The organism is Rhodanobacter sp. UC4452_H20, assembly GCF_052978205.1.
In genome coordinates, this window is sequence record NZ_CM129662.1 from 2,636,688 (window position 1) to 2,649,173 (window position 12,486).

9 protein-coding genes and 1 pseudogene are annotated in these 12,486 nt (G+C 68.5%); 5 read left to right on the forward strand and 5 right to left on the reverse strand.

Translation table 11 applies throughout. From position 1 onward, the window contains the following. The first annotated feature begins 41 nt into the window (after positions 1-41). Positions 42-788 (forward strand): pteridine reductase, encoded by a 747-nt coding sequence (locus tag ACVCMC_RS12435; RefSeq protein WP_447097500.1) that lies wholly within the window; start codon positions 42-44, stop codon positions 786-788. Between the two features lie 104 nt (positions 789-892). On the opposite strand, the gene ACVCMC_RS12440 is transcribed toward ACVCMC_RS12435, so the two are convergent. The 4 genes and pseudogenes from ACVCMC_RS12440 to folB all read right to left on the reverse strand — a co-directional run bounded on the left by ACVCMC_RS12440 (position 893) and on the right by folB (position 4,169). Continuing rightward, positions 893-1,753, reverse strand: coding sequence for a DUF6159 family protein (locus ACVCMC_RS12440; RefSeq protein ID WP_447097501.1), 861 nt, complete (start codon positions 1,751-1,753; stop codon positions 893-895). 159 nt (positions 1,754-1,912) lie between these two features. Further along, positions 1,913-2,401 carry a 2-amino-4-hydroxy-6-hydroxymethyldihydropteridine diphosphokinase gene (folK, locus tag ACVCMC_RS12445; protein WP_447097502.1) on the reverse strand — a complete coding sequence of 163 codons (489 nt, stop codon included), beginning with the start codon at positions 2,399-2,401 and terminating at the stop codon, positions 1,913-1,915. Positions 2,402-2,984: 583 nt separating this feature from the next. Further along, positions 2,985-3,662: pseudogene (locus tag ACVCMC_RS12450) on the reverse strand (mechanosensitive ion channel family protein); the annotation flags it as partial. Positions 3,663-3,809: 147 nt separating this feature from the next. Beyond that, the gene (gene folB, locus ACVCMC_RS12455; protein WP_395121318.1) at positions 3,810-4,169 is read right to left on the reverse strand and encodes a dihydroneopterin aldolase; all 360 of its coding nucleotides are present in this window, start codon (positions 4,167-4,169) and stop codon (positions 3,810-3,812) included. A 123-nt stretch (positions 4,170-4,292) separates the two neighbouring features. On the opposite strand from folB, the gene dbpA reads away from it, so the two are divergent. After that, a complete protein-coding gene (gene dbpA / locus ACVCMC_RS12460; RefSeq protein WP_447097503.1) occupies positions 4,293-5,672 on the forward strand; it encodes an ATP-dependent RNA helicase DbpA in 1,380 nt (459 codons plus the stop codon). A gap of 16 nt (positions 5,673-5,688) precedes the next feature. Then, positions 5,689-6,456, forward strand: coding sequence for a glutaminyl-peptide cyclotransferase (locus tag ACVCMC_RS12465; RefSeq protein WP_447097504.1), 768 nt, complete (start codon positions 5,689-5,691; stop codon positions 6,454-6,456). Positions 6,457-6,468: 12 nt separating this feature from the next. On the opposite strand, the gene ACVCMC_RS12470 is transcribed toward ACVCMC_RS12465, so the two are convergent. Then, a complete protein-coding gene (locus ACVCMC_RS12470; RefSeq protein ID WP_447097505.1) occupies positions 6,469-7,704 on the reverse strand; it encodes a TIGR03862 family flavoprotein in 1,236 nt (411 codons plus the stop codon). Between the two features lie 699 nt (positions 7,705-8,403). Here ACVCMC_RS12470 and ACVCMC_RS12475 point away from each other — a divergent pair. After that, on the forward strand, positions 8,404-10,938 hold the full coding sequence (locus ACVCMC_RS12475; RefSeq protein ID WP_447097506.1) for a pre-peptidase C-terminal domain-containing protein: 2,535 nt from the start codon (positions 8,404-8,406) through the stop codon (positions 10,936-10,938). Between the two features lie 158 nt (positions 10,939-11,096). Further along, positions 11,097-12,485, forward strand: a complete 1,389-nt coding sequence (locus ACVCMC_RS12480) for a M28 family metallopeptidase (RefSeq protein WP_447097507.1) — start codon at positions 11,097-11,099, stop codon at positions 12,483-12,485. Position 12,486: the final 1 nt, after the last annotated feature.

The following is a 12,486-nucleotide window of genomic DNA, read 5'->3' on the forward strand; positions in this document are numbered from 1 at the left end:
TTGCGGCAAGCTGGTCCCCAACCTGCTGCCGGATGCCCGCGATGACGCCACGCCCTGATCGCCCCGTCGCGCTGATCACCGGCGCCGCGCGCCGCGTCGGCGCGGTGATCGCGCGCACCCTGCACACGGCCGGCTACGACCTGGCGCTGCACTATCGCCATTCGGCGGACGAGGCACACGCGCTGGCCGACGAGCTGCGGACATCACGCGCCGACAGCGTGCTGCTGGTGCAGGCCGACCTCGCCGACCTGGCCGCGCTCCCGGCATCCGTCGAGAGCGTCGTGGCGCATTACGGCCGACTCGACGCGCTGGTCAACAACGCCTCCGCGTTCTTTCCGACGCCGATGGGCAGCGTCACGCCGGCGCAGTGGAACACGCTGTTCGCCTCCAATGCGCAGGCGCCGTTCTTCCTGAGCCAGGCCGCGCTGCCGGCGCTGCGCGACGCGCACGGCAGCATCGTCAACCTGGTCGACATCTATGCCGAACGCCCGCTCGCCGACCACCCGCTGTACTGCATGGCCAAGGCTGCACTGGCGGCAATGACCCGCTCGCTGGCGCTCGACCTCGCGCCCGCGGTGCGGGTCAACGGCGTGGCCCCAGGCGCGGTGATGTGGCCCAGCGACGGCAAGCCCTACGCCGACCAGCAGGCGATGCTCGCGCGCACGCCCCTGCAGCGCGCCGGCACGCCCGACGACGTGGCCGGCACCGTGCTGTGGCTGCTGCGCGACGCGCCGTTCGTCACCGGCCAGATCATCCGGGTGGACGGCGGGCGCACGCTGTCGGTGTAGGAACCGCGGGCGATACTTTTCCGACCCTGGAATCCCGAATCCCGATCAAAAGCATCGCCCGCGAGCGGGCTTCTGCGAGGTGCCGGCGGAGTGAATCGGCAGCGTCATTTCTTCTTCGGCGCGAAGGCCTGCTGCAACAGGGCCTGGTCGAAGCCCGCGCTGGCCTCGCCCGCCTCGGCATAGCGATAGAGCGCGGCCGCGTAGATGCCCTGCAGCGCGGACTGGATCAGCCCGAGCAGGATGAAGCCGAGCACCACAATCACCACTGCCGCCACCGCCGCCACGATCGAATGCATGGCGATGGCGCCGCCGACCAGCAGCGCGCCGACCAGCACCGCCACCAACATCAGCAGGCCGAACACCACGCCGATGCCGCCTTGGCCGATCAGGTTCTCGCCCCAGCTGCGCTTGAGCAGTTCCACGCTGTGCTTGACCGCGTCGATCGGGCCGATGTCCCTGCTCGCCAGCACCGGCACCACCAGGAAGGTGGCCACCGTCCAGGCCAGGCCGATCAGGCCGACCACGAAGCGGCCGATCAGGCCCAGGCGCTCCTGCACCATGCGCAGGAGCAGGCCGACGGTGGCGGCGATCAAGGCATAGCCGAGGATCTGCGGCAACCTGGCGCGCGCCAGCGCGAAGCCCGCTCCCACGCTGGTCGGCTCGCCGCGCAGATGCATCAGCGCCACGCCGGTCAGCGCGGTCTGGAAGAAGATGATCACGAAGTACTGCACCAGGTAGAACGCGAACATCAGCAGGTAGGCACCCACCGACAGGCGCTCCTGGATCTCCTGCCCCGCATGCTCGCCGCCGATCGCCATGACCGCGACCGGCACCAGGAAACTGGCCGCCACCAGCAGCGTGCACAACCCCGACAGCAGCGGGAATACCAGCAGCGACTTGTCCGAGCGCAGCACCGCCGCGCTCGCCTTCATCAACGCCCAGCTGCGCGCGAATTTTCCGGCCATGATTGTTTCCCCTTCGTGTCTGGATCCGACTTGTCTTGCAGGGCACGCACCGTCCGCCGCTGTTGCCGTCACCGGGAAAAAAGCCGGCGGGCCGTGCCCGCCCTGCGCCGGTGATGCGCCCCGCCAGCACCCACACCGCGTGCGCTGCAGTGTACCTGTTCAATCCGCCAGCGATTCCATCTGCAAGGGTTCGCGCTGTCGCGGAAACGCCGCCCACAACTCGGCCATGCTCAAGCCGCTGACCGGGTGGCGAAAATCCGGTGCGATATCGGTGATCGGACGCAGCACGAAGGCGTGCCGCAACTCGTTGCGCGGAATCTGCAGATGGCCGGGGCCGTCGATGACCAGCGCGTCGTAGAACACGATGTCGATGTCCAGCGTGCGGTCCGAATAGCGCGGCACGTCGCGGCGCCGGCCGTGGCGATCTTCCAGCGCGTGCAGCCAGTCGTTCAGCGCCTGCGGGGTCAGGTCGGTATCCAGCGCCACCGCGAGGTTCACGAACTCGGCGCCCTCGAAACCCACCGACGCGCTGCGGTACGCCGGCGACACCGTGATTTCGCCGAAGCGTTCGCGCAAGGCGTCGATGGCCGCGACGAGATGTTTCCGCGGTTCGAGGTTGGACCCCAGACTCAGGTAGACACGCACCATCGTCTCGACCACCCGCCGCCAGGCGTAGCGACTGTTCCTGCCGGTACGCCAGCGCGGCGCGCACGTCCTGCCCCGACGGCTGCTGGTACAGCGCCAGGCCGAACTCGGGCAGGAGCGCAAACAGGTGGTCGAAGATATCGCTCTGGGTGTTCTCGTAGTCCGCCCAGGCCACGCTGGCGGTGAAGCAATACAGCTCCAGCGGAATGCCCTGCGGGCCGCTGGCGAGCTGGCGCACCAGGCAGAACAGCCCGTGGTGGATTTCCGGATGAGTGTCGAGGTAGGCCTGCGCATAGGCGCGGAAGGTGCCCAGGTTGGTGAGCCGGCGACGATTGCCGGCCACTTCGCCGGCCTCGCCGAGTGCTGCGTTCCACCGCGCCACTTCCTGCTGCCTGGAGGGCAGGTAGTCGGCCAGCAGGCGCAACTCGGCCAGCCGCCCCAGCGTGTCCGCATCGAGAAAGCGCACGCTGGCCGCATCGATATAAAGCGCACGCTTGATCCGCCGCCCGCCCGTCTCCTGCATGCCGCGCCAGTTCTTGTACGAGTCGCTGATCAGGCGCCAGCTGGGGATGCTGGTGATGGTCTTGTCCCAGTTGCGCACCTTGACCGTGTGCAGCGCTATGTCGATCACGTCGCCATCGGCATTGAGCTGCGGCATCTCGATCCAGTCGCCGACCCGCAGCATGTCGTTCGACGACAACTGCACGCCGGCCACGAAGCCCAGGATGGTGTCCTTGAAGATCAGCATCAGCACCGCCGACATCGCGCCCAGCCCGGACAGCAGCAGGCCAATGTGCTTGCCGGTGACCGCCGCGATGATGATCAATCCGGCAACGACGAACAGGCCGAGCTTCACCAGTTGCACCAGGCCCTTGATCGATCGCTGCTGCCCGCGCGGGGTCTCCCGGTAGAGATCCTCCAGCGCCGACAGCGCGGCACTGATCGCCATCACCACGAAGAACACCAGCAACGCCGTCATCAGGTTGCCGACCAGCACCTCGATACGAGGCGATACGCCCGGCACCAGCATGATGCCGTACTGGATCGCCAGTGCCGGCACCATCCGCGCCAGCCACTGGAAGGTGTGGCGCCGGAACAGGGCGTCATCCCATTTCCAGGTCGTGCGCCGGGCGATGCCGCGCACCACGCGCAGCAGCAGTCGCTGCGCCAGTTGACCGGCAAGCCAGGCCAGCGCCAGCAGCGCGATGACGCCCAGCGCGGTGCGCATCCAGGGAAGGTCGAGAAAGTTCTGCAAGGTCTGCATCAATTCGTTCCTGTCGGCTCGGAGCCCGCGCCATGGTCAGCGGGCAGGACGGGGCGGCATGGACCGCGGAAGGCACGTGGCCAATCCTGACAAGCATGGCGGCCAGGCGGCACCGCAACAACCCCGGCGGGCCTTTCGACGCAGGCGCTATGGCGACCGCGTGCCGCGCTCGATGCACACACCCACCGCCTTCGCGCCGCGCACCGCACCGGGCTTGGACAGTTTCAAGCGCACCCAACGCACGCCGAACTCCTCGCGGATGATCGCCGCGCAGCGCTCGGCCAGCGTCTCGACCAGGCCGAAGCTCGATGCGCCGACGTAACCGATCAGCCGCTTGGACACGTCCTTGTAGTTGAGCGTCAGGGCAATGTCGTCGCTGGCCGCGGGCACCGTGTTGTCGAAAGCCATCTCGATGTCGAACGACAGCGTCTGCCGCACGCGGCGCTCCCAGTCGTAGATGCCGATGACGGCGTCGATGCGCAGGTCTTCGATGAACACGGTATCCATGGCGGTGACTGCTGTGGCGGGGCCGTACAGGGTCGGGTACGCGGCTTGCGGATGCAAGCCCGGGCGGCGTGCCCCACGGCACACGCCCAGCGAACCCCCCGCCCAAGATGCGATCATGCGCCCATGACCGCCTTCAGCACCCTCCCGCTCAAACCCGCCCTGCTCGCCAGCGTCGACGCGCTTGGCTACACCGACATGACCCCGGTGCAGGCGCAGAGCCTGCCGCCGATGCTCGAAGGTTGCGACGTGATCGCGCAGGCGCAGACCGGCAGCGGCAAGACGGCGGCATTCGGCTTGAGCCTGCTGCAGGCACTGGACGTGGACACGATCCGGCTGCAGGCGCTGGTGCTCTGCCCCACCCGCGAACTGGCCGACCAGGTCAGCAAGGCGATCCGCAAGCTGGCCGCGAACATCCCCAACGTGAAGCTGCTGACCCTGTGCGGCGGCATGCCGCTGGGTCCGCAACTCGCCTCGCTGACGCACGACCCGCACATCGTGGTGGGCACGCCTGGCCGCGTGCAGGAACACCTGAAGCGGCAGAGCCTGCACGGCGGCGGCATCAAGGTGCTGGTGCTGGACGAGGCCGACCGCATGCTCGACATGGGTTTTGCCGAGGCGATCGACGACATCATCTCGCGCATCGCGAAACACCATCAGACCCTGCTGTTTTCGGCCACGTACCCGGGCGAGATCCGCGCGGTGAGCCAGCGCGTGCAGAACGATCCGGTTGAAGTGACGGTGGATGCGCCAGCCGACGCGAGGCCCGCGATCGAGCAGCGCTTCCACGAAGTGGAGCCGGCGCAGAAGCCCGATGCGCTGGCGCAGTTGCTGGCGGGCGAGCGGGGCGGGCAGGCACTGGTGTTCTGCAACATGCGCCGCGACGTCGACGCGGTGGCGCAGGAACTCGACCGCCGCGGCTACTCCGCGCTGGCCCTGCACGGCGACATGGAACAGCGCGACCGCGACGAGGTGCTGGTGCGCTTCGCCAACCACAGCTGCGCCGTGCTGGTGGCCACCGACGTGGCTGCGCGCGGGCTGGACATCGTGGCGCTGCCGCTGGTGGTCAGCTACGACGTCGCGCACGACCCGGAAACCCATACCCATCGCATCGGTCGCACCGGCCGCGCGGGCGAATCGGGCCTGGCGATCACCTTGTGCACGCCGCGCGAGCGGCCGAAGGCGGCGAACATCGAGGCGCTGAACGGGACGCCGCTGCCGTGGCGCCCGCTGAAGATCGCGCCGCCACGCGGCAAGGCCCTGCACCTGGCGCCGATGAAGACCCTGGTGATCGACGCCGGCCGCCAGGACAAGCTGCGCCCCGGCGACATCCTGGGCGCGCTCACCGGCGACGCGGGCCTCATCGCCGGGGACATCGGCAAGATCGACGTGTTCGCCACCCGCGCCTACGTGGCGATCAGCCGCGCGCTGGCCAACAAGGCGCTGGAGCGCCTGCGCGCCGGCAAGATCAAGGGCCGCAACTTCCGCGTGCGCGCGCTGAACTGACCCCACGGAGGCCCGCATGCGACGCCTGCTCACCCTGCTTGCCCTGCTGCTTGCCACTACCGCCTGCGGTGCGGCGATCCCGACCTATGGCTACCGCGTGGTGCGTGCCTATCCGCACGACACCTCGGCCTACACCGAGGGGCTGTTCTACAAGGACGGCTTTCTGTACGAGAGCACCGGCGAGAAAGGTGCCTCAAGCGTGCGCAAGGTGCAGCTGGAAACCGGCAAGGTGCTGCAGCGACTGGACTTGCCCGCGCAGTATTTCGGCGAAGGCATCGTCGCGTGGAACGGCGAGCTGATCCAGCTTACCTGGCAGGCCGGGACCGGTTTCGTCTACGGCCTGGACGACTTCAAGCTGCGCCGCAGCTTCAGCTATCCCGGCGAAGGCTGGGCGCTGACCCGCGACGAGCGCCGCATCTACATGAGCGACGGGTCGTCGGTGCTGCGCATCCTCGACCCGGCCACGCTGGCCCGCGTGGGCAGCATCACCGTCACCGCCGACGGCGCGCCGGTGACCAACCTCAATGAGCTGGAATGGGTGGACGGCGAGATCTACGCCAACATCTGGCTGACCAACCGCATCGCGCGCATCGATCCGGCCAGCGGCCATGTCGTCGGCTGGATCGACCTGACCGGCCTGTTCGACGTGAACAGCTTGCCGGTGCCGATGAACGACGTACTCAACGGCATCGCCTGGGACGCACGCGGCAAGCGCCTGTTCGTCACCGGCAAGCACTGGCCGAAGCTGTTCGAGATCGAGTTGGTGATACAGCCCGCGCGTTGAGCCGGCGGGATCTCAGCGGCCCAGCCAGCGCGCGGCAGCGCGGCCGGCGAGCAGGCCGCCGGCGAAGCAGGCGGTGAGCAGATAGCCGCCGGTGGGTGCCTCCCAGTCCAGCATTTCGCCGGCGCAGAACGTGCCCGGGCGGGCGCGCAGCATCAGGCCGGCATCGAGCGCTTCGAGCCGCACGCCGCCGGCGGTGCTGATCGCCTCGGCGATCGGCCGCGGCCCGCGCAACCGCAACGGCAAGGCCTTCAGCTGCGCGGCCAGCGCGAGCGGATCGGCCAGCGTGGCCTTGTCGGCAAGCTCGAACACCAGCGCGCACTTCGCCGCGTCCAGCCCGGCGCGGCGGCGCAGCCAGTCGCCGATGCTGTGCTTGCCGCGCGGTGCGGCGAGGCGTTCGGCCAGCACCGCCTGCGCGTAGCCCGGCACCAGGTCCAGCATCAAGCCGGCCTCGCCGCGCGCGGCGATCTGCTCGCGCAGCTCGGCGCCGATCGCGTAGACCAGGCTGCCCTCGATGCCGTATTCGCTGAGCACGAATTCGCCCTGACGCGAACGGGCCGTGCCGTCGCGGTCCACCCAGTGCGCCACCACCGGTTTCAGCGGAGCGCCGGCGAAGCGACTGCACAGGTGGTCGCTCCAGTCGAGCTCGAAACCGCAGTTCGCGCTCTGCAGCGGCGCGATGTCGATGCCGGCGCGTTGCAGCGGTGCCACCCAGCCGCCGTCGGAGCCCAGTTGCGGCCAGCTGGCGCCACCGAGCGCGAGGATCGTCGCGCCGGCGTGGATCATCCGCTCACCTTGCGGCGTGGCGAAACGCAGCGCGCCATCCGCCTGCCAGCCGAGCCAGCGATGATGCATGTGGAAACCCACGCCCGCGTCGCGCACGCGGCGAACCCAGCGACGCAGCAGCGGCGCCGCCTTCAGATCCTGCGGAAACACGCGACCGGAACTGCCGACGAAGGTCTCCACGCCAAGCTCGGCCGCCCACGCGCGCAATGCCGGCGCATCGAACACGGCCAGCCAGCGGCCGACCTCCGCCTGGCGCGCGCCATAGCGGGCCACGAACCGATCCGGCGCCTCGCCGTGGGTGAGGTTGAGGCCGCCCTTGCCGGCCAGGAGAAACTTGCGCCCGACCGAGCCCATCGCGTCGTACAGGTCCACCTCGACGCCCGCGGCGCGCGCGGTCTCCGCCGCCATCAGGCCGGCGGGGCCACCGCCGATGACGGCGAGTCGGGGCGTTGCGGGGATAGACATCCGGCCATGGTCGCACGCGTCACCAAACGACGCATGCCGACCCGCCGGTGCAGTCTGAATCGAAACTGACCGCGGCATGCTGTTCGGGGTCGCAGGGCGCACTTCCGGGCAACACTCCATTCGGCAAGTTCTTTCGCCGCGCGGCGCTGCGGAAAACGTAATTTCATTCGACAATGCGATTATGTTCGCGGGCCACGTGAAATCGCTGAATAATCCAGGAAGGGAGACCTTGCCTGATGGAATCCTTCATCACCAGCGCTGCCGCCCATGCCTTTCATGGCGCCGTTTCAGCCGGGCTCCCGAGCAAGCGGACGCAGCGCAACATACCGCAAATAATTACGCCATCCGGGACCGCCCGATGACGCTCGAACCGTTGTGACGAAAATCACTGCGAGCCGGAAAAAGTCCTATTGACCGGATTAATCGCAGCGCCATACCGTCGTGCGGTTCGCCAACGGGGAGTTTGGCGAATGATCCTGTCAAGCAGCCATGCAATGACGCATGGCCTGCAGTCAATGGCATGCGACATGCCCGCAGCTGGCCCTCAAGGACTCACCAGGGGAGGGCCGACCGAAGCGGGTACGGGATCGTCGGTCCGCTTCAAAAAATCACGGATGCCGTGCACGCGCGGCAAATCAACCAATGAGGCGCGGGCAGTCTCAGGGCAGCGCTTTGCCTCAAAAAACTTCGGGAGTCACCATGCCAAGTCATCATCGTCTCAAGTTGCTGGCCGCCGCGATCAGTTTCGCGGCAGCCGGTGCGCTGGGCGCCACGCCAGCCAGCATCACCAGCGGCACCACTTTCGTCGCGCTGAACCAGCACGCCACCGTGCTGCGTCAGGGCGACGTGGTCAGCGGCCCGCTGTCCAGCGCACAGCCGATGCACATCGAGGTGGCGCTGAAACTGCGCAACCCGGCCCAGCTGCACAGCTTCATCGCCACCGCCAAGAGCTCGCCGCTGTCGATGGTGCAGCGCTCGATGACGACGCCGCAGTTCGTCACCAGCTATTCGCCCACCGCCACGCAGGCGAACAGAGTGGCGGCCTGGCTGCGCGCAGCCGGCTTCACCAACGTGCAGATCTCGCCAAACCGGATGCTGGTGTCGGCCGATGGCCGCGCCGATACCGCCGGCGCCGCGTTCAAGACCACGTTTGCCCAGGTGCGCACCAAGGATGGCCGCATGGCGTACATGCACAACGACGACGTGCACATCCCTGCCTCGCTGCAGGACGTGGTGCTGTCGGTGATCGGCTTGCAGAGCGTGCACCAGGCGCACACCTTCGCCAAGCCGATGCAATCGGGTTACACCACGCAGGCAGTGACCGGCCACAACCCGGTCGAGTTTGCCTCGATCTACGGCGGCAGCGGCGTGACCACGGCGGCCGGCGTGCCGGTGGGCATCGTCACCCAGGGCAAGATCACCCAGACGATTACCGACCTCAACACGTTCACCTCGCAGAACGGCCTGCCGACGGTGACCACGCAGACGGTCAACACCAACGGCACCAGCAGCGACACCAGCGGCCTGGGCGAGTGGAGCCTGGACAGCCAGGACATCGTCGGCATGGCCGGCGGCCATGTCGGCAGCCTGATCTTCTACAACATCCCCACGCTGTCCAACAGCAACCTGACGGCGGACTTCAACACCATCGTCAACGCCAACGCGACCAAGATCATCAACGTCTCGCTGGGTGAGTGCGAAACCAGCGCGCAGAGCGACGGCTCGGCCGCGGCGCAGGACCAGATCTTCCAGCAGGCCGTGGCGCAGGGGCAGACCTTCTCGATCTCCACCGGCGACTCCGGCGCGGACGAGTGCGGCGACGGCGGCGTCACGCCGAGCTGGCCGGCCGCCTCGCAATACGTGGTGGCGGTGGGCGGCACCACGCTGAACGCATCGACCACCACCTGGAACAGCGCCACCGTGTGGACCAGCGGCGGCGGCAGCTCCAGCACCTTCGAGCCGCAGCCGAGCTGGCAGAACGGCGTGGCCCCGGGCAGCACGCGCGGCCTGCCGGACATCGCCTACGATGCCGACCCGAACTCGGGCGCGAAGATCATCGTCAGCGGCGCCACCCAGCAGTACGGCGGCACCAGCCTGTCGGCACCGCTGTTTGCCGGCGCGTGGGCGCGGATCATCGCGATCAAGGGTTCCGGCGTCGGCTTTGCCGCACCGCTGCTGTACCAGCTGCCCGCGTCCGACTTCCACGACATCACCTCGGGCAACAACGGCGGCGAGACGGCGAGCGCCGGCTATGACCTGGCCACCGGTCGCGGCGAACTGATCATCAGCGGCGCGGCCAGCGACATCGGCGGCAGTTCGCCGCCGGCCAACGTGCCGCCGGTCGCCAACTTCAGCGATTCGATCAGCGGCCTGACCGTGAACTTCACCGACAGCTCCACCGACAGCGACGGCTCGATCGCCTCGCGCTCGTGGAACTTCGGCGACGGCGCCACCTCCACCGCGACCAACCCCAGCCACACCTATGCGGCGGCCGGCACCTACAGCGTGTCGCTGACGGTGACCGACAACGACGGCGCGACCAACACCAAGACGCAATCGGTGACGGTCAGCTCCAGCGGCGGTGGCGGCAACCAGTTGCAGAACGGCGTGGCGCTCACCGGCCAGTCCGGCGCCCAGGGTGCCCAGCTGTTCTACACCGTGGTGATCCCGGCCGGCGCCAGCAACCTGGTGATCTCCGAGTCCGGCGGCACCGGCGACGCGGACCTGTACACGAAGTTCGGTTCCGCCCCGACCCTGTCCAGCTACGACTGCCGGCCGTATCTCACCGGCAACAACGAGAGCTGCACCGTGGCCTCGCCGCAAGCGGGCACCTACTACGTGATGTTGAATGGCTACCAGGCGTTCTCGGGCGTCAGCGTCAAGGCGACCTGGAGCACCGGCAGCGGCGGTGGCGGTGGCGGCAACGTGCTGCAGAACGGCGTGCCGGTATCCGGCCTGAGCGCGAGCACGGGCAACGCCGTGTACTACACGATGGTGGTGCCGAGCGGGGCCAGCAACCTCAACATCAAGATCGCCGGCGGCACCGGCGACGCCGACCTGTACGTCAAGCTCGGTTCCACGCCGACTACCAGCAGCTACGACTGCCGCCCCTACATTTCGGGCAACAGCGAGAGCTGCACTGCGTCGGCACCGACCCCGGGCACCTACTACATCATGGTGCGCGCCTACCGCAGCTACAGCGGCGTCACGCTGACCGGCAGCTACACGCCGTAAGCGGTCAACGGCAACCCGTTGCGCAGGGACGCGCAGCGCACAACGGAAGCACCGGATGACGCTTCGGGCCCGCCCGGCAACGGACGGGCCTTTTTTTTGCGGCGCGCATCGGCGCAGAGGTTGTATGGTCGGAGTTTTCCCCGCCGAGGAACCCGCCGATGCGCCGCCTGATCCTGCCGTGTGCCCTGCTCGCGCTTGCCTGCGTACCCGCTGTCGCGGCAACCAGCCTGCCCGCGGTACCGCGCGAACAACCGTCGCTGCACGCGCTGGCCGATGCCCCGAGCCAGGTCGAACTGCGCATGACGATCACCCGCCTGGTCGGCTTCGGCACCCGCCACACCCTGTCCGACACCAAGTCCGACACCCGCGGCATCGGTGCCGCGAGACGCTGGGTGAAGTCGCGCTTCGAGGCGATCTCGAAGGACTGCGGCGGCTGCATCGAGGTCGTCACGCCCTCGCAGATGTTCACCGGCAAGCGCGCACCCACGCCGACCGAGGTGATGGACGTGGTGGCGATCAAGCGCGGCAGCACGGACCCGCAGCGCGTCATCGTGATCACCGGCCACCTCGACTCGCGCGTCACCGACGTGATGGACACCACCAGCGACGCCCCCGGCGCCAACGACGACGCCTCCGGCGTGGCGGCGCTGATCGAGGCCGCGCGGCTGCTGTCCAGGCAGGACAACCGCGCCACCCTGGTGTTCGCCGCGCTGTCCGGCGAGGAGCAGGGCCTGTACGGCGGCAAGGTGCTGGCCGACTACGCGGTGGCGCACGACTGGAAGGTGGAGGCCGAGCTCAACAACGACATCGTCGGCAACAGCCACGGCCAGAACGGCGTGATCGGCAACACCACCGTGCGGGTGTTCTCCGAGGGCACCAAGACCAACGAAAGCCAGGCTCAGGCCGACTACCGCCGCTACCACGGCGGCGAGGTGGATTCGCCCTCCCGCAACCTGGCGCGCTACATCGACCGCCTTGCCGATCAGTACCTGCCCGATTTCGACGTGCGCATGATCTACCGCACCGACCGCTTCGGCCGCGGCGGCGACCAGGTGCCGTTCCTGCAGGCCGGCTATCCGGCCGTGCGGGTCAGCGAGGCGCACGAGAACTACACCCGCCAGCACCAGGACCTGCGCAAGGAAGGCGGCATCGATTACGGCGACAGCATCGACGGCGTCGACTTCCGCTACCTGGCACGGGTCACCGCGCTCAACGCCATCACCATGGCCAGCCTGAGCCGCGCGCCGGCGCCGCCGACGCAGGTCGAGATCAAGGGCGCGCTGGCCACCGACACCACGGTGAGCTGGCACAAGGTGCCCGGCGCCGCCGGTTACCGCGTGCACTGGCGCGACACCACCGCGTCGCAATGGCAGTACGTGCGCGCGGTCGGCGATGTCGACCAGGCCGTGCTGGCCGACGTGGTGATCGACGACTGGTTCTTCGGGGTGTCGGCCGTCTCGGCCGACGGCTACGAAAGCCCGGTGGTGTTCCCCGGCTTCGCCGGCAGCTTCGAACGCTCGCCCGCGCCGGAGCCGTCCGCCAAGTGAC

Bases quoted from the DNA above. Each gene is read 5' to 3' on its own strand.
- ACVCMC_RS12470 (WP_447097505.1), bottom strand. From the start codon at position 7,704: ATGTCTATCCCCGCAACGCCCCGACTCGCCGTCATCGGCGGTGGCCCC.
- ACVCMC_RS12440 (WP_447097501.1), bottom strand. From the start codon at position 1,753: ATGGCCGGAAAATTCGCGCGCAGCTGGGCGTTGATGAAGGCGAGCGCG.
- ACVCMC_RS12435 (WP_447097500.1), top strand. From the start codon at position 42: ATGACGCCACGCCCTGATCGCCCCGTCGCGCTGATCACCGGCGCCGCG.
- ACVCMC_RS12480 (WP_447097507.1), top strand. From the start codon at position 11,097: ATGCGCCGCCTGATCCTGCCGTGTGCCCTGCTCGCGCTTGCCTGCGTA.
- ACVCMC_RS12475 (WP_447097506.1), top strand. From the start codon at position 8,404: ATGCCAAGTCATCATCGTCTCAAGTTGCTGGCCGCCGCGATCAGTTTC.
- folB (WP_395121318.1), bottom strand. From the start codon at position 4,169: ATGGATACCGTGTTCATCGAAGACCTGCGCATCGACGCCGTCATCGGC.
- ACVCMC_RS12465 (WP_447097504.1), top strand. From the start codon at position 5,689: ATGCGACGCCTGCTCACCCTGCTTGCCCTGCTGCTTGCCACTACCGCC.
- folK (WP_447097502.1), bottom strand. From the start codon at position 2,401: ATGGTGCGTGTCTACCTGAGTCTGGGGTCCAACCTCGAACCGCGGAAA.
- dbpA (WP_447097503.1), top strand. From the start codon at position 4,293: ATGACCGCCTTCAGCACCCTCCCGCTCAAACCCGCCCTGCTCGCCAGC.